At 69.1% G+C, this 16,230-nt stretch carries 14 protein-coding genes and 2 pseudogenes; 7 read left to right on the forward strand and 9 right to left on the reverse strand.

Annotation, left to right across the window (positions count from 1 at the left end; genetic code table 11):
* The 4 genes and pseudogenes from ACWF94_RS13135 to ACWF94_RS13150 form a co-directional block, all read left to right on the forward strand.
* On the forward strand, positions 1–1,723 hold a 1,723-nt coding region (locus ACWF94_RS13135), incomplete at its 5' end, for an SUKH-4 family immunity protein (protein WP_453487437.1).
* Positions 1,724–2,028: 305 nt separating this feature from the next.
* Complete coding sequence (locus ACWF94_RS13140; protein ID WP_453487438.1) at positions 2,029–2,913, forward strand: cellulose-binding protein; 885 nt, start codon at positions 2,029–2,031, stop codon at positions 2,911–2,913.
* A 390-nt stretch (positions 2,914–3,303) separates the two neighbouring features.
* Positions 3,304–4,674: an MFS transporter gene (locus ACWF94_RS13145; protein WP_453487439.1), complete on the forward strand. Its 1,371-nt coding sequence runs from the start codon at positions 3,304–3,306 to the stop codon at positions 4,672–4,674.
* Between the two features lie 71 nt (positions 4,675–4,745).
* A pseudogene (locus ACWF94_RS13150) lies at positions 4,746–5,289 on the forward strand (IS982 family transposase); the annotation flags it as partial.
* 336 nt (positions 5,290–5,625) lie between these two features.
* On the opposite strand, the gene ACWF94_RS13155 reads toward ACWF94_RS13150, so the two are convergent.
* Positions 5,626–6,153 (reverse strand): hypothetical protein, encoded by a 528-nt coding sequence (locus ACWF94_RS13155; RefSeq protein ID WP_453487440.1) that lies wholly within the window; start codon positions 6,151–6,153, stop codon positions 5,626–5,628.
* A gap of 296 nt (positions 6,154–6,449) precedes the next feature.
* On the opposite strand from ACWF94_RS13155, the gene ACWF94_RS13160 reads away from it, so the two are divergent.
* Together ACWF94_RS13160 and ACWF94_RS13165 are read left to right on the forward strand one after the other, a co-directional pair.
* Positions 6,450–6,995, forward strand: coding sequence for a hypothetical protein (locus tag ACWF94_RS13160; RefSeq protein WP_453487441.1), 546 nt, complete (start codon positions 6,450–6,452; stop codon positions 6,993–6,995).
* Positions 6,996–7,053: 58 nt separating this feature from the next.
* Positions 7,054–7,674 carry a hypothetical protein gene (locus ACWF94_RS13165; protein ID WP_453487442.1) on the forward strand — a complete coding sequence of 207 codons (621 nt, stop codon included), beginning with the start codon at positions 7,054–7,056 and terminating at the stop codon, positions 7,672–7,674.
* A 205-nt stretch (positions 7,675–7,879) separates the two neighbouring features.
* On the opposite strand, the gene ACWF94_RS13170 is transcribed toward ACWF94_RS13165, so the two are convergent.
* The 8 genes from ACWF94_RS13170 to ispH all read right to left on the reverse strand — a co-directional run bounded on the left by ACWF94_RS13170 (position 7,880) and on the right by ispH (position 15,512).
* Positions 7,880–8,566 (reverse strand): hypothetical protein, encoded by a 687-nt coding sequence (locus tag ACWF94_RS13170; protein WP_453487443.1) that lies wholly within the window; start codon positions 8,564–8,566, stop codon positions 7,880–7,882.
* A 69-nt stretch (positions 8,567–8,635) separates the two neighbouring features.
* A complete protein-coding gene (locus ACWF94_RS13175) occupies positions 8,636–8,854 on the reverse strand; it encodes a hypothetical protein (RefSeq protein ID WP_453487444.1) in 219 nt (72 codons plus the stop codon).
* Between the two features lie 35 nt (positions 8,855–8,889).
* Entirely contained in the window at positions 8,890–9,732 is an 843-nt protein-coding gene (locus ACWF94_RS13180; RefSeq protein ID WP_453487445.1) for an SAM-dependent methyltransferase, read from the reverse strand.
* Between the two features lie 6 nt (positions 9,733–9,738).
* A complete protein-coding gene (locus ACWF94_RS13185; protein ID WP_453487446.1) occupies positions 9,739–11,076 on the reverse strand; it encodes a cytochrome P450 in 1,338 nt (445 codons plus the stop codon).
* A gap of 61 nt (positions 11,077–11,137) precedes the next feature.
* Complete coding sequence (locus tag ACWF94_RS13190; RefSeq protein WP_453487447.1) at positions 11,138–11,623, reverse strand: transposase; 486 nt, start codon at positions 11,621–11,623, stop codon at positions 11,138–11,140.
* A gap of 288 nt (positions 11,624–11,911) precedes the next feature.
* On the reverse strand, positions 11,912–12,919 hold the full coding sequence (locus ACWF94_RS13195; RefSeq protein WP_453487448.1) for a terpene synthase family protein: 1,008 nt from the start codon (positions 12,917–12,919) through the stop codon (positions 11,912–11,914).
* A 19-nt stretch (positions 12,920–12,938) separates the two neighbouring features.
* On the reverse strand, positions 12,939–13,700 hold the full coding sequence (locus ACWF94_RS13200; RefSeq protein ID WP_453487449.1) for a squalene/phytoene synthase family protein: 762 nt from the start codon (positions 13,698–13,700) through the stop codon (positions 12,939–12,941).
* 492 nt (positions 13,701–14,192) lie between these two features.
* Entirely contained in the window at positions 14,193–15,512 is a 1,320-nt protein-coding gene (gene ispH / locus ACWF94_RS13205; protein WP_453487450.1) for a 4-hydroxy-3-methylbut-2-enyl diphosphate reductase, read from the reverse strand.
* 388 nt (positions 15,513–15,900) lie between these two features.
* Between ispH and ACWF94_RS13210 the strand changes: the two are divergent.
* Positions 15,901–16,230, forward strand: a pseudogene (locus ACWF94_RS13210) (hypothetical protein); the annotation flags it as partial.

Raw genomic sequence — 16,230 nt, forward strand, 5'->3', positions numbered from 1 at the left:
CTTCGCCCCGCCCGTCTCGCCCCCGCCCGCAGGCGACACGCCCGCCGTGGACGCGGACGCCCCGACCGCGCTGATGTCCGGCGGCAGCCAGCTTCCGCCGACCGCGGTCAGCCCGACGCTGAAGCAGTCGGGAACCGGTGGCGGTTCCGGTGGCGCGGCCGATATCGCGGACGCGGCGACGGCCAAGGGGCAGCTTCCGCCGCGCCGCCCGTCCACACCGGGGCCGCCGGGGCCGCCGGGACCTCCCGGGGTGCCCGGCGCTTCCGGCTCGCTGCCGGGGGGCACCCCGCCGCCGTCCGGCCCGGGTACGCCCGGGGCACCGGCGGGCGGTTATCTGCCGACCCAGCTGAGCCCCCAGCTCGCCTCGGAGCGGGCCCAGCCGCCGGGGGCGCCGAATCCGCCGGGACCCCCTGGCCCGCCCGGTCCGCCCGGTCCGCCCGGTCCGCCTTCGGGCGGGGTGCATCACGCGGCGACCATGCTGGCCGACGCGAGCCAGCCGGGCGTCGGCCCGCCCCAGCCGCCCGGCCCGCCGGGGCCGCCGAATCCGCCCGGTCCGCCGGGACCCCCCGGTCCGCCCGGTCCGCCTTCGGGCGGGGTGCACCATGCGGCGACCATGCTGGCCGACGCGAGCCAGCCGGGCCGCGCCGGGCCGGGGGCGCCGATGCCCCCCGGGCCTCCCGGACCCCCGCCGGGCGTGGGGACACCGGCCGGCGGGCCCCCCTCGTACGGATATCCGCAGCCCACCGGACAGCCGACCGTCGGCCCCGGCTACCAGGCCGTTCTGCGCTACCGCGCGCCCGACGGCTCCGAGGCCCAGCTGATCCGCCGCTCCGCCCCCGGCACCCCGCACCCGGAGTGGCAGATCCTGCATGAGCTGCGCGCCCTGAACGTGCCGCCGCAGCAGGTGCTGGAACTGCACACCGAGCTGGAGTCGTGCGAGCTGCCCGGCGGCTACTGCGCCCGGATGATCCGGGAGACCTGGCCGCAGGCCCGTATCACCAATATCGCCCCGTACGGCCGGGACCACACCAGCCGTCAGCAGGGCATGCGCCAACTGCTCACCCACCAGGGCGAACTGCACCAGGTCGCCGACGGCCCGGCCCGCCCCGCCCCGGTGCGCGCCCCGCTGCCGCAGGTGCGGCAGGCCCCGCCGATCCCGCCGCAGGGAGTCGCCCAGGAGCTGGTATCGGCGTTCGGGCCCCAGGGCATCTGCCGGTTCGACCAGCGGGCCGTCTCCCGCCAGGGTGTGCCCGAGATCGTGGCGGCCACCCTCGTCTGGGCGGGTCTGCCGGGTGACTTCAACCCCTTCTTCTGGGCCCAGCCCGCACAGCCGGTCGTCCCGACTCTGGCCGAGCTGGCCGCCCAGCGCCAGGTGCAGTCGGCCATGGACGCGGGCTCCTATCTGGTCGTCGGCAGCGACTTCGGCCGCGCGATCTGCGTCCAGTACGGCACCGCCCATATCGTCGCCGTACCGGTCGAGGCGGGCCCCGGCGGCCAGTCCACGCCGCCGCAGTTCGTCAACAGCGGACTGCCCGAGTTCGTCCGCTGTCTGGCACTACTCGGCCATATGTGGCGGCTGCGCTTCGGCCTCAACCCCGAGCAGGCGGGCCGCTGGACCGTCGACTTCCAGGCACAGCTGGCGGCCCTCGACCCGGCGGCGCTCGCGTCGCCGGAGAACTGGTGGTCCGTGCTGCTGGAACAGATGTGGGACGGGCTGCTGTAGCCGGTCCCACATCCGTCCGCGTACGTACGAGTACGTACGACGAGGTCGGAATCCGTCCGAGTTCGCCCGAGTTCGCCGGACCGTGTCTGAGTTCGGCTGACATTGTTCGAGTTCGGCTGGGTTCGGTTGAGCCCGGCCGAGTCCGTTCGCGTGGCCGTACGCCCCTTTCGGCTTGTTTCTGCCCGATGGCGCATCCTGGACCGGTATGGGTATGTGGAGTGTCGTATGACGGGCGCTCACCGTGATCCGGGAGGATATGCGCGCGATCGCGCACTGCGTGGTCGTGTGCCGGAAGGGGCTTGAGGATGAGTACTGCATCGGTGTCGCCGCACGGTTTCGCCGTCGTACGGCGGGGCTACCGCATGGAATCGGCCGACGCGTACATCACCACCCTGTCCCGCGACCGCGACGACGCCTGGGAGCGCGCGGCACGGCTGACCGTGCTCGCCAAGGAGATGGAGGCGGAGGCGGTCCGGCTGCGCGAGATCGTCGAGGCGCTCCCGACCCAGACCTACGAAGCGCTCGGCCGCCGTGCGCAGTACCTCCTCGCCGTGACCCTGGAGGAGTCGGAGGAGGTGCGTACCGCCGCGCACGGCGACGCCCTGGCAGCCGCCGACGCGGCCCGTGCCGATGAGCGGCGCATGCGCGACGCGGCCCGCGCGGTCGCCGACAGTGTCCGCGCCGGCGCCGACGCCCACGCCGAACAGGTCCTCCTCGCCGCCCGCGCCTCCGCCGAGGAGACCCTCTCCGAGGCCCGCGCCGAGGCGAAGGACCACCGCACCCGGGCCGCCGCGACCTGGCAGGACACCCGCCACCGCGCCGAGGACCTGCTCGCCGGCCTGGAGGCCGAGCAGGCCGCGCGCTGGGACGCCCTCGAACGCGACCTCGCCGGCCTTCAGACCGAGTCCGACGCCCGCCTCGCCGACCTCACCTCCCTCGCCGAAGCCTCCCTGGCCGACGCCGAACGCGTCCTCGCCGAGGCCCGCGAACAGGCCCGCCACGCCCAGGAGGACGCCGACGCCCGCGCGGCCGAACTCCTCGCCCAGGCACATGCCCGCGAGGACCGCACGGCCCGCGAGACGGAACGCCTGCTGCGGGAGCACGAGGAGTCCCGCGAGGAGATGAACGACCACATGTCCAACGTCCGCGACAGCCTGGCGGCGCTGACGGGGCGTGCGTCGACGGAGTAGTCGGCGTAATCGGCGTAATCGGCGTAATCGGAGCTGGTCGGAGTACGCGGGGGCCTGCGGGGACTTACGGGGCCGATGCTCGCCGGGTGCGGGTGCCGGTGCCGGTGCTCGCGAGGGGTTCGACTGGTCGAGGGCCGTCGTGGGCGCCAGGCCGCAGCCGCGTCGGGCGCCCCAGGCGGGCCTGCGGAGCCGTATGCGTTCCCCCGTCAAAGGTTTCATCACGCGCCCAGGGCACAGCAGGCGGCAGGCTTTCGCCGCGTCCCTTGGGATATAGGCCGGGGCTATAAGTGCGACACCGATTCGGCCCTTGTTCGACCGCTTCGCGTTGGATGTGATGGGGGCCACGTGCCACCGGCAAGGCCGCCGGACGCGCGGATCCTGGAGGCGAGAATGCCATCGACCAATGCCGCGATCATGCCGAGGGCGGACCGCGCACGGGGCGCCCGGCCCGACCGGCGGGCGTGGGGCGTCGTGATCCTGTTGTTCGCGTTCTTCACACTGAATTTCGCCGACAAGGCCGCGATAGGGATAGCCGCCGGGCCGATCCGTGAGGATCTCGGTCTGTCCGCAGGTCAGTTCGGACTCGCCAGCAGCGCCTTCTTCTGGCTCTTCGCACTCGGGGCCGTCTCCTTCACCGTGGTCCTGCGGTGGATATCCTTCAAATGGGCCGCCGCGTTCCTCATGGTGACGTGGGTCGTGAGCATGGCACCACTGACCGTGCCCACGACTTTCGGTGTCCTCCTCGTCTCGCGGGTCGTTCTCGGCTTGTTCGAGGGGCCCGCGCACGCGCTCTGTCAGAGCATCGTCGCCGACCGCTTCCCGCCGGAGAGACGGGCCTTCGCGGGCGCCGTGGTCAATTCCGGCTCCTCTGTCGGGCCGCTGATCTGCGCACCCGCACTGACCTGGCTGATCGTGACCTACTCATGGCACGCCGCGTTCATCGCGCTGATCGCGGTGGGGCTGCTCTGGCTCGTCGTCTGGCTGCTCTACGTCGAACGGCAGCCTCTGCGCAAGCAGCCGACGCTCGACGACGCGGCCGACACCGACCCCAACGGCCACATCGACGTCCCCTTCACCACTCTGCTGAAGCTCCGCAGCTTCTGGGGACTGGCGATGCTGTCATTCGCCGGGTATCTCATCACCTCGCTCAAGGTGTCCTGGCTCCCCGCCTACCTCAACGAGGGGCTGGGCTATGCCACCACCACCGTGGGCACGCTCATCACCGTCCCCTACATCTGTGCGATCGCCGTGCTGCTCGGTTCGGGAGCGGTGTCGGGCCGGCTGCTGCGGCGCGGGTTCAGCAGCCGCGCCGCGCGTGGGTACCTCACCGCCGCCCTGCTGATCGTCGCCGGGACGGCCATGATCCTGTTCACCCGGCTCGACCCCGGACCGTGGCAACTCGCCTTCGTCATACTGGCGTTCTCGGTCAACAGCGTCGCCTTCTCCGTCGCCTTCGCGGGCGCCTCGGACTTTCTGCCACAGCGGCAGCGGGCCGCGTTCTTCGGCTGCATCATCGCCGTGTACAGCGTCGCGGGCATCGTCGCGCCCTATGTACTGGGCCTCATCATCGACGCCGGAGACACGGTGGCCGACGGCTACACGTCCGGCTTCCTCCTCGTCGGCATCACCATCTGCTTCTTCGCCGTCACCGGGGGCGCCCTCTTCGACCCCGAGGCCGCTCGCCGCTCACTGACGGCCCAGACGGCCCATCGCGCAGCCGCCGGGAAGGCAGCCGCCGAGAAGGAGGAGGAAATGCGATGACCGGAGTGATCGGAGGGCTCCGGGTCCTTGACCTCGGCAGTCCATCGCAGCCCCGACGCGGCCCAGAACTTCTGGCGGGCACTGTACGGTTCATCGACGACCATGCGTGGCTCCGGGTCGACGGATTGGGCGGCCCCTGGAACTGAACGCCTGGCCGTCGCCCAAGTGCTGCGCGGTTTCCCCTCCTGCGTCCTTGGACCCGCATTGCCCAGGCCCGGCGAGGCCGCCTGTTCCGCTACCTGCCCCAGCAGTCGGGCTACAACAAGCGGCTGAACGCCGCCGGTCCGCTGATCAGCCGGGTGATCGAGGCCCTGGCCAGGCAGGTGCCGGCGGGGAACCACGACCTTCGGCTCATCGATTCCGCCCCGCTGCCACGTGCGGCTTCCCTCGAGACCGTCAGACATCTGAGTCGGCAAACCGCGCGGATACGGCTACTGCCGCAGTCACAGTTACTCCCGGTTCTTCTGGGGCTTCGGCTCTACCTGCTGACCATGGCCGAAGGCACGCCGGTGTCCTGGGGCCCCGGCCAACCCCAAGCTCGGCGAACGGGAGGTAATGACCGCACTGCTGGAACGCGACCATCACCTTGTCCGCTCCGGGCAGGTGATGCTCGCAAAGGCGTCGCCAGCCGCAAGTTCGTCGTGGTCCGCCTCACCTCCGGCCCCGGATCCGCCTGCCAGACGTCGACTCCCGATCCGTATCCTCGGTCGCGGATGAGGTGCGGGCCCTGCGCGAGCTGTGGGAGCAACTGCGCGGCCCGGAACTGGACGCCCTCCCGGCGCTGAGGGGACATAGGGCGCGAACAGGGGCCTGGCCAGACAGTACTGTTCGCGCTCGATGCCACGGAAGCGTGACCGTTCGCAGCACCTCCGTCAGGGGTCCAGTACTGGTAGGAGTCTGAGATCGGGTGACCGGAAATCGAGGGGCTTGCGCTGCTTCCGATTGCCTTGACTATCTGTCAGGGCTGCCTCGGACAGGCCCTTGTACTGCGGTGTCGGGATCGATGCCTCGGTGCCGTAGTCGCGCGTGGACCCTCTCCCACCGCTCAGCAGGCAGCTTCCACCCGATCACCGTTCCGGTGTCGCTTGCGGAGAAGGAGACTCCTGATCCCGTCGGCCCCCAGATCTCTGCGGAGATGGTGTGCGGCACGAGGGTGATGAACCATTCGCGCTGCCGTTCGTCCGTCAGGTCCAGGACTACGGCGGTCTCCCCTTCCCGAGCCCCCGTCGCGTCGACGATGGCGGTGAGGGCGGCCTGGGCATCCGAGGGCCAGGGGAGGTCGGATATGAGATCTATATCCGTCGAAATCGCGTCAGGTGCCATTTCCCGGATCACCTCTTCGACCACTGTCCTTGCTGTTTCAGGGGCGGTGCCTTCCAGAAGGAGGAGGTCAAGCGGACGTGGCCTCTGGCTACTGCGGTTTCCAAAGGGCCATGCGAATTCGGTGAGTGCGCGCGTGAGTGAGCTTTTGGCGGACATCGGGCTGCTGTCTCCTCCGGTGAGGTTCTGCGCGGATCGTTTCATCGGGTGTGGCCGCTGACCTCAGGTCGCGGCCGCACCGGCCTCGCCCCAAGCCGGACGCGACACCGAACCGCGTCTCGCTTCCCGTCTGATTCAACGGGCCCATGCGGAGGCGGGCTGGTTCCTGTACGCACCTGCCTGCGCGCTGCACGTCGGGTTCAGTCGGTCCGCGGTGCTGCGCGGCGGGGGCGTCGAGACGGCCCCGGACCCCAGAACGAGAGCCCGTTGGCACATCGGCCAACCTCACCTTCAAAGTGTGGACCGCTGATGTCGGCGGCACACCCAAAGCGAAGGTCAAACTCACCGATGCCAACCCCTACGGTGTGCTCGTCTCGCCCTTTGCCAGGGTCGGCACCGACGCCACCGTGACCGTCGAATCCGGGCGGCTGACCCCGGGCGTCAACTACGTCCTCCGCACCAGCGCCTACGACGGCAGTATGTACGAGACCTCGTGGTCACCGTGGGGAATGTTCCGCATCGAACTGCCCGTGGACCTTGCGCTCCCGGCACCGGTCTACACTGCGCCGCAGCCTGGCTTCACCACAGAGCCCGACAGCAGGCAGACCAAACCCAAGCAGCCGGGCCCCCTCGCGCGCAGCACCTACAAAGCCGAGAAGCAGTGCGGCCCGAAGGACAAGGCCGGCCGCCAGGCGTGCATCGCCCCGACGCCCGCCGAACCCGCCAAGCCCAGGGGTACGCGGGACGTGGGCTGGTGCGGACCAGGCACCATGGGGGCCTACGCCGACCGGTACAAGCAATGCGACAAACGGCCATGCTCTCCCTCACTGGAGGCCCGGTGAGACGCACCAGGCATCGCTGACCACGAAGTACACCTGGGATGCGTCTGCGGCACCCGACATGACGTACCTGTACAAGCCGGACTTCAAGATCGAGGGTAAGGTCCATTCCCCCGGCTCGGTGCAGAGGATCGACTACCAGTGGAGCAAGGGCTACTGGGAGCGCAGGGCGGAGCTGGACCAGATCCGCTGCGACACCTTCCGGATCAAATGGGGATCCACAGGCTGCGTCTTCGTCAACTCTGCGCCGACGTACGCCTTCAATGCGAAAAGGTACCCGCAGGCTGCGGCACACGCGTGGCTGATCCAGACCAAGCTGCCGAATCAGGCCGGCTCCTACACTCAGGAAAAGCCCCTGTACTACATGGGCGACGAAGCACAGAACAAGAGGAGCCGGGACCGCATATGCCCCACCGGGTGGGCCGCGGCGAACGGAGACGCCAGCGCGCTGGACGACGCGAGGGACGAGCTGAACTGTGACGAGTTCGCCTTCGCCTCCACCTACAACCGCGGCGGCATGAAGAACGCCGAAGGCGGCATGAACGAGGCCGTCCCGACAGACAGCACCACTGGCATCCCGAACGGGAGCGCCTGCGTGCAGACCTTCGCCAAGAAACAGGGCACGAAGGTGCACCTGTACAACATCGACAACGGGGTCGTACCCACGCTCCACGAGGTGTGAGGACGCTCAGCCATGTCCGGCGTCCACAACCAGGAGTCGATGCAGGCATTTCCCGACTTCCGGAAGCATATGCGCATCATGGACAGGGACGCCTACTGGCTCGACACCCGCATGACCGGAGCCTGTGCCCCCACCGACGCCAGCGGCAAACCGCTCATCTGCACGATGACCGCGAAGTATCGGCAACCGCCCACAAGCCGGTGGGTCAGTTCACCGGCAAGGGCAGAATGGCCAGCGGGAGCAGTCCGGCCTCGACGGTGGCGCGGTCGATCGTGAGGCCGCAGTAGCGGCCAACTCCGGCGAACACACGTGCAGGGATCTCGTGCGCATGCGCTTCGTAGTACAGCTCCACCTCCTCCTCGGTGGACACACCGTCATACAGGTTCGGGAACACGGCCCCCGCCGCCCGCAGCGCGGCGTCCAGCCCCGGCGACCAATCCGCGCCCCCACGGAACTCGGCTTCCCGCGTCCGCCCGTCGTCCCCGGGGGCATGGAGGATCAGGGAGGGCGCGTCGTGGCGGTTCAGCGTGAGACAGATGATCTCCTCGCCCATGCGGGGCTCCATCTCCGGCACGCTCCGGTAGCCGAAGAACCAGGTAGCGGCGAAGCCGTCCTCCAGGACGTACACCCACTCCCCGCAGGTGCCGTACATCGCACGGCTGACCTGTGACACATCCACACCAGGAGCCAGGGCCAGCTCATCCCGGTCCCTGTACAGATCCTGACACCGCAGCTGCTCCTCGTCCGCTCCAAGACGGACCAGGAACTCTTCCGCCTCCACACCACGGGCCGCTGTCAGCGAAATGCCGCCGAGCATCCCCGGTAAACCGCTTTGCGCACCCTCGAAGCGCTGCTCACCAATCCAGCGCAAACCATCGATTGCTTCAGTCATGCCCGCCACCGTAACGGTGTTCGAAGAGGCGCCGTCATCCGACCTTCTGCGGGAGGAAGCCGGCTACGGTCAAAGGCCGCCGAGCAGCCGCACACCGCTTCCAGGCCATTCCATGGCAGGCCGTCCCTTTGGCGCACGGGCTGCTTGTCGGTGTCTGTCGTCTCCCTGGTCAGGGTTCCACCGCGTCGTCGAGACGATGCCGTCCTCCAGCAGGGTCCAGCCGGTGGAGAAGGCCGTGAACTCCTTGCGGGTCCGGGCCTCCGGCAGTGCCTTTCCGGCAGATGGCATTGAGCCGGCGGAGGGGGCAGCCGTACTCAAGTGGTTCACGCAGCGGGTTTGCCGAGGGTGATCAGGAGGTATTCCATTCCGCCGGCGTGGGACGCAGCCTCGCAGAAGCGGGTTACTCCCTCCAGAGCGGCGACCTGCTCGGGGGTGCTCAGCGCGGCGAGCTCGGTGCGGTTGGTGTCGATGTGCTGGAGGAGCCTGGTGTAGGTGGGCTCGGTGGGTGCGGTGATATCGGTGATGTCCTCGACGTGGAAGCCTGCCGCATCCGCCAGTTGCCTGTACTGTTCCCGGTTGAGCAGGGCCACGAGGGTGGACAGGAACGTACCGGCGTCGGACTCGGCAGGCAGATCCGGCATCTCGCGATCAGCGACATCCGCGATGGCCAGTCGAGCACCGGGCCGGAGCACACGCAGGATCTCCTTCAGGGCCTTCGGCTTGTCCGTCATGTGGAAGATGGACTCGATTGCGATCGCGGCGTCGAAGGACTCGTCGGGGAAGGGAAGGCTGGCCGCGTCGGCCAGGTGGTAGTCGGCGCGGCTGCCGAGCCCTTCCCTACGGCTGGCGGCCGTAGCGGTTTCCACCTGCCTGGCGCTGATCGAGACTCCTGTCACGCAGGCACCGATGTCACGGACCATTCGGCGGCTGGGAGCGCCGGTGCCGCAGCCCACGTCCAGCAGTTGATCCCCCTGGCAGAGGCCACTGGCTGCGGCGACAAGATCGGTGAGGTGGTCCTGCGCCTGGGCGAGAGGCAGATCCTCATGTCCCTCGGGCCAGTACCCGACGTGGATACTCTCACCCATGAGAGCACGCATGGCCTCGATGTTGTCGTAGAACGCTGCAACGGCCGCGAGCGTGTGGGGGTTGGATTCCTGAGTCGTCATGTTCGTCTACCTCTCGGTGTGTGCGCTGACTGTCATCAGCAGCGGTTTGGATCCCAGGCTGTTGCGCGCCACAGGACGGGCCATGCCGCGCGGGCCGGGGACGGGGCACAGCTGCCAGCGGCTGGTGATGCTGGCCAGTACCAGCGTCGCTTGCATCAGGGCGAACTCGTCTCCGATGCATTGGCGGGCGCCCGCGGCAAAGGGGAGGTAGCCGCTGGGCCGCTGACGCGGCGTTTCGGTGGCCCAACGGGCAGGGTCGAACTCTTCTGGGCGCGGGTAGAGCGAGGGCAGGCGTCCGAGAAGGTAGGGGCTATAGGCGAGGGTGGTGCCGGCAGCAAGGGCGTGCGTGCCCAGGCGGGTGTCGGTGCTGACGGTGCGGGTGATCAACCAAGCGGGCGGGCAGAGACGCAGGGTTTCGTCGAGGACCTGCCGCGTGTACTTCAGCCGTGGCAGGTCTTCCCAGGTGGCCGTGCGACCGGCAAGGACGCTGTCGGCTTCTTGGGTAAGTGTGTGTTGCGTTTTCGGGTGCTGGGAGAGCAGGGACAGGGACCACAGCAGGGTGTTTGAGGTGGTCTCCGTTCCAGCGATGAGGAGCGTCATGCACTGGTCCACGAGTGCGCTGTCCGTGGGCTGGTATCCGTCGGAGCCCCGGTCGCGTGCGGTTAACAAGCGGGAAAGCAGGCTGGTTCCGTCATCATGGTGGGTGCCTGCGATCCGTGTGCGCAGATCTCGGCGCAGGCGGTGACGCGCTCGGTTGTAGCGACGCGCGATGGTCACGGTGACGAGCGGGTCAGGAAGGATCATGCCCCAGAAGTTGCCGGTGAGCACGGTGGAGACATCGCGGCCCATCCGGGCGTGTGCGGCCGTGTCCAGGTCGGCGCCCAGGATCGTGGCGAGCACTACACCGGTGCTGATCTTGAGCATCTCGTCCCCGATGTCGAGGAGCTGGCCGTCGTGCCAGCCGGAGACGATGCCGGAGATGTGGTCAGTCATGATGGCGGCGTAGCCAGGCATGCAGGAGCGCTGGAAGGTGGGCTGCATCAGGCGGCGCTGACTGCGGTGTTCGGCGGCGGGGCAGGCGACCAGGCCGTTGCCTACTAGGTCGCGGAGGCGGTCCCATTGCGGACCGTCTTTGTCGAAGACACGGTCATGCAGCAGCATGTACCGGGCAAGGTCAGGGTCACAGACCATCACCACGCTCCGCCTTCCCAGACGGAACTCCACCAGATCCCCGTGCCGGTAAAGGCCGGCGAAGAAGTCCAGCCCGGAGCGCGCCATCTGTGGGAAATGGCCGACCAGGGGCAGGGCCCCCGGCACCACGGGTATGTCGGAATGCGTAGTCATCGCAACCTCCCTGTTCATCCGGCGGCCGGACGGCCCCCGGGCTAGGAGTTGTCTTTACATGTCACGCCCACATCAGGAGCGATGCGAGAGTGACGGCTGCTTGGTAGGACTCGGCGGTCTTGTCGTAGCGGGTCGCGAGGCCGCGCCACTGCTTCAGACGGTTGAAGCACCGTTCCTTGAGCTGGTTGTCGAAGACCGGCGGGCGTCCGCCCCGGCTGCCACGTCGGAGCCGGTTGCGGACCTGGTCGGCTCGCTCGGGGATGGTGTGGCTGATGCCCCGGCGTCGCAACCAGGTCCGGATGGCCCTGGAGCTGTAGCCCTTGTCGCCCAGGACGTGGGCCGGCCGCACGCGGGGCCGTCCCGGGCCGATGCGGGCCACCCGGATCTCCTTCATCACGGCGTGCCACGGACCGTACCGCTCGGGCACGTCCCGCCAAGCGGTGCCGGTCCGGAACTTCCACACGATCCCGTTGAGCACGATCCGGTCGTCCAGCCGCTTCCGGCCCCAATGGGGGGCGGCATCGCTGTCCCGGCTGTGACGGTGCACCAACGGCTAGGGTCTTTCGTTTGGATCAGGCTGGGTCAGTGAGCGGGGTCTGGTGCCGTGCATCGCAAGGCGGAGGAGGGAGTCCACGCGGAGCGTAGGCGACTGACGACAACGCGGCGTGGGGGTACCTCCCGGGCCGCCAGGCCCAGGGGGAGTGCGGTGCCAGGGCACGCGAGCCCAGCAAGATCCAAACGAGAGGCCCTAGGCCGGGGCTCCAAGGCTCAGGCGTGGACCTGGTTCCACCTGGAACTCTTGCGGCAGGCTTGGGCGGTAGCCGCATGGTCGGGGTCAGGGGGTGGTGAGCGAGGCTGGGTAGTCGTCGACCCATGCGTCGTCGTAGCGGGGGGTGTCGGAGCGGTACCAGGTCTCGATGGCGCTCACGACGTATGCGCGGTGCAGGACGTGGGTTTCGACGTCCTGTTGCAGCAGCCCGAAGTCGGGGAGGTTCTCCATGAGCTGGACGAGTTCCACGACGTCGGCGTCGTGCATGCGGAGGAGTTCGCGGTAGGCGTCGTCCAGGGAGAGGCCGAGTTCCTTCTGGAGTGTGAGCACCATATTGATGTTCTCGCCCGCGGCGTCGGCTTGGCGCAGATCCTTGTCCAGTGTGTAGGCGTCGTTCTGCCAGACGGTGATCTGGGCCAGAAGGATGTCGATGCGGCGCAGGGCCGGATGGTTCTCGACTTCGTCGGGCAGGACCAGGTCGAGTTCGACGTCGACGAAGCGCAAGGCCATGAGAATCGCGATGGTGTGCCCGCGGATCTCGGTGTTCTCCGCGATGGACGGCAGTCGGCGTTGTCGGCGGAAGACATTCTCGCGGGGGAGGTAGGACACGAAGTCGTCGACGGTTGCGGCGAAGCGGTCGAGCCACGCGGGTGTCATCAGCTCGGATCCCATACGGCCGATCTCGGCCAGCTTGTGGTGCAGTGGCGGGTCAGTGGGCTGTGGGAGCGCGCCTTGCAGAAGTTCGATGCCGCGTCGGCGCAGAGCGTCGAGTTCTTGGGCCGGGCACAGGCCGTAGTAGTCGTCGAAGCACGTCATCCAGGTGTAGGCGAGCCCGATGAGCAAGGCACGTTCCGGGGAGCGGCTGTGCGGGAAGCCCCGGGAGGAGGCCCAGGTCAGCCGCTGCACGCGGTACTTGGCCCGGTCGGCCTCGCTGAGGTGGGTCATCTCGTCGCACCACTGGTTGTAGAGGTCCTGCACGTGGTCCGCGTAAGGGCACAGACTGTCGGCGTAGTACCTGCTGGGAAGACGGAAGCGGCTCAGCGGCACCGAGACGGACGGGGGAGTGGAGGGCACGAGCGGTTCCTTTCTCGTGTCAGCCGGCTGGAGCGGCCGGGAGGGTGGAGAGCAGAGCACGGTGGGCGGCTGCTGCCGGTGGAGTGCAGAATGCGCGGGCCGGTCCCGGGGGCAGTTCGGCGACATAGGCGTCGGCGAGTGCCAGTTGGCGTGTGGCGTAGGCGCTCATCTGGTCGGCGTGCCAGCCCTGGGGCCAGAAGTCCACCCCGCGGGCACGGTCCCGGCCGGTGTCGATGTAGATGTTCACGGCCTGGACGGCGCGGCCGTAGCCGATGCTGTGCCAGCGGTCGGTGCGGGTGCCGTCGAACCAGGACCACAGGTCGCTGAGCAGCAGCATCATGGTGGAGGCCACTGCGTAGGTGTAGCGGTCCAGGTCTGCCTCGTCCCGCATGTGCCAGCCGGACAGAGCCCAGTCCGCCATGCGTTCGGCCATGGTGGCTGTCGTCTCATGGATGCGTCCGGCGATGCCGGAGGGCGAATGTAGAGCCCACTCCCCGATGCGCTGCGTCACCTCGGGCAGCTCGGCGCCATAGTCCGATGTGAGCCACGAGAAGTCGTCCGCCGCCCACTGCTGCTGGAGGACACGGCTGATACCGCGCAGCACTGCCGCCTTGGCTTCCGGCGGGAGACGAGGGTGGTCCTCGACCTCGTCGATGGCGCGCAGGGACAGGTAGGCGGTGGTGATCGCCTTGTTCAGAGGGGACGGCATCTGCATCGCTGGTTCGTACCAGGTGGTGCTGTAGGCGCGGAACATGCGGTGGGCTTCATCGATGCCAGGCATGTCGGGGCCCCTTCCTGACCGGTGGCTGACGGGATGCCGGGGAGCCGGGCCGGGGTGGGGCCTGCCCTGTGTTCGTCCGACCGGTCCGGCGCGAGGTCACCGGCAGCAACGGCCCCCGAAGATCCGGGCTGGCCCTCCGCAGCGCGGCTGAGGCCGTGGTTGTGGCGAGGGTGCGGTGGACCGCAGAAACCCAGTGGAGGGTGGTGTATCGGTCCGTGACATCGCCGTGCACCAGGCAGGGAGCGTGCGTCACCGCCGGGGATGCCACTTCCTGGACTACGGAGTGCCGGAGGCCGTGCCCGTCGGCGGCGTACCAGCCGGTCGGGCGGAGCGGGGGCCGGGTCCCGTGCCCGCGCTCGTACATGAAGCCCTGTGGAACCTCGGTCTGTTCCGCGGGTGCGTACTGTGCGGCGCCGGTGCGGGCCCTGGCTGTGGGGACGCCGCCGGGCAGGCCGGTGATCCGGGGGCGGACCGCGTGGGTGCTGGTTGTACTCATCGGTTCTTCCTCAATGTGGCGGGTGGCGCGAAGTAGGTGTCCTCGGTCGTGGTGATCCGTTCCTGCACGGTGAGGGGCCCCAGCCCGGCCAGGGTCGAGAGGGTCTCCTGGACCAGGGCGGGCGGGGCGGACGCCCCGGCGCTGAGCCCGATGGTGGCCGCGTCGCATAGCCAGTCAGGCCGGATGCGGGAGGCGTCCTCGATCAGGTGGGCCGGTGTGCCCGCTGTGCGGGCCACTTCCACGAGCCGTACCGAGTTGGAGGAGTTCGCCGACCCGAGGACCAGGACGAGGTCCGCCTGAGCGGTGACGGATTGCAGGGCGTGCTGGCGGTTGGTGGTGGCGTAGCAGATGTCCTCCGAGCCCGGACCGCTCGCCTGGGGGAAACGTTCCTTGAGCGCGGCGATCGTCTCCCGCGTCTCGTCTGCGGCGAGGGTCGTCTGGGTCAGGTACGTGATGTTCGACGGGTCCGGCAGGTCCAGGGCGGCGATGTCCTGCGGGCCGTCGACGATCACGGTGGCGTCGGGGGCTTCGCCGTAGGTGCCCTCGATCTCCTCGTGACCGGCGTGCCCGATGAGCACGATGCTGCTGCCGCGCCCGGCGAACCGGCGTGCCTCCGCGTGGACCTTCGTGACCAGCGGACACGTCGCGTCGACCACTTTCAGGTTCCTGCGGGCCGCTTCCGCACGGACCTGCGGGGAGACACCATGGGCGGAGAACACCACCAGGGACCCTTCGGGAACCTCGTCCAGTTCCTCCACGAACACCGCGCCGCGCTCCGTCAGGCCGGCGATGACGTGGGTGTTGTGGACGATCTGCTTCCGCACGAACACCCGCCGCCCGCCAGGCGCCTGCTGCCGGTCCAGGAGGGCCTCGACGACCTCGATCGCCCGCTCCACCCCGGCACAGAACGACCGCGGGGAGGCCAGCAGGACCGTCCGGGGCCGCATGATCCGAGCCCAGGAAGCGACGGCTGCCTCCGCAACCGGCCACAGGCCCGTCCCGGAAGCCGCCGCCATCACGGCCACGTCACCAGAGCCCTCCGTGCCGACGGCTTCTCCGGCCGGGTCGGCACTCGCTCCGGTCCAGGTGACAGCGGCCTGGAGACTCCTGCCCGGCCCTTCCTCCAGCAGCCGGACCGCACCCGTGACCACCCGGTGGCCCGCGGCGCTGAGCGATCCCGCGACCATCGGTGCGGCAGAACAGGCCAGGACGCGCCCGTCGGGCCACAGCAGTTCGTCGGCCACCAGCACATGACCTGCGGGTAGTGCCACCGCCGGGGCGGCGGCCGGGTAGCAGGACACGGAGGACCGTGACATGCGTGTCCACCTCGCTTGGGGTAGGGGAGATCGGCACCGGCAGTTCGTCACTGCCGAGGGAGGCCGCGCGAACAGGCCGGCCCTCGGTGGCGCTCCGGGGTTGAGGGACCGATCCAGGGGGGTACCTCCCCTTCAGTACATCCCCGACGTCCCGCTCCGTGTAGGGGGTTTGGTGCGCGGATGTGCTGCGCGTGCTGCGTCTGTGCGCCCTTGTGAAAGGCGCTGTATCCGGATCATCTTTGGTGAGGGCTGAGAACGGGGAAGAGCGATGTCCTCTCAGCAACCCAACGCACGGCTTGCGCTACTGCTTGAGGAGGCGGATTGGAACGCGACCCAGCTCGCCCACGCCGTGTCCGCGGTCGGGTCCGAGCACGGTCACGATTTGACCGTGAACCGCTCGACAGCGACGCGCTGGCTTGCGGGCACCCATCCCCGCCCGCCCGCGCCTGCCTACATTCTGGAGGCGCTGTCCCGGCGCCTGGGCCGACCCCTGCCCGCCGTCGAAGCCGCCCTGCACCACCGGACCGGCGCACCACGGGAGTTCACCGCCCGTGCCCTGCTCACGGGACTGGCCGTGCACGCGCTGCGGCTGGAGGAGATGCACCTCACCCGCGTCCTCGACACCCTCGCCGGCAGCGGCACCTACACCATCACCAACGCCTACAACCTCGACGGCACCCCCCAACGACGCACCATCCCCGCCATGGGCGGACTCGCC

The organism is Streptomyces sp. NPDC055078, assembly GCF_053607985.1.

Coding starts and splice junctions, on each gene's coding strand:
- ACWF94_RS13140 (WP_453487438.1), top strand. CDS start 2,029: ATGAGTACTGCATCGGTGTCGCCGCACGGTTTCGCCGTCGTACGGCGG.
- ACWF94_RS13185 (WP_453487446.1), bottom strand. CDS start 11,076: ATGACTACGCATTCCGACATACCCGTGGTGCCGGGGGCCCTGCCCCTG.
- ACWF94_RS13175 (WP_453487444.1), bottom strand. CDS start 8,854: ATGCCATCTGCCGGAAAGGCACTGCCGGAGGCCCGGACCCGCAAGGAG.
- ACWF94_RS13165 (WP_453487442.1), top strand. CDS start 7,054: ATGACGTACCTGTACAAGCCGGACTTCAAGATCGAGGGTAAGGTCCAT.
- ispH (WP_453487450.1), bottom strand. CDS start 15,512: ATGTCACGGTCCTCCGTGTCCTGCTACCCGGCCGCCGCCCCGGCGGTG.
- ACWF94_RS13170 (WP_453487443.1), bottom strand. CDS start 8,566: ATGACTGAAGCAATCGATGGTTTGCGCTGGATTGGTGAGCAGCGCTTC.
- ACWF94_RS13200 (WP_453487449.1), bottom strand. CDS start 13,700: ATGCCTGGCATCGATGAAGCCCACCGCATGTTCCGCGCCTACAGCACC.
- ACWF94_RS13180 (WP_453487445.1), bottom strand. CDS start 9,732: ATGACGACTCAGGAATCCAACCCCCACACGCTCGCGGCCGTTGCAGCG.
- ACWF94_RS13145 (WP_453487439.1), top strand. CDS start 3,304: ATGCCATCGACCAATGCCGCGATCATGCCGAGGGCGGACCGCGCACGG.
- ACWF94_RS13155 (WP_453487440.1), bottom strand. CDS start 6,153: ATGTCCGCCAAAAGCTCACTCACGCGCGCACTCACCGAATTCGCATGG.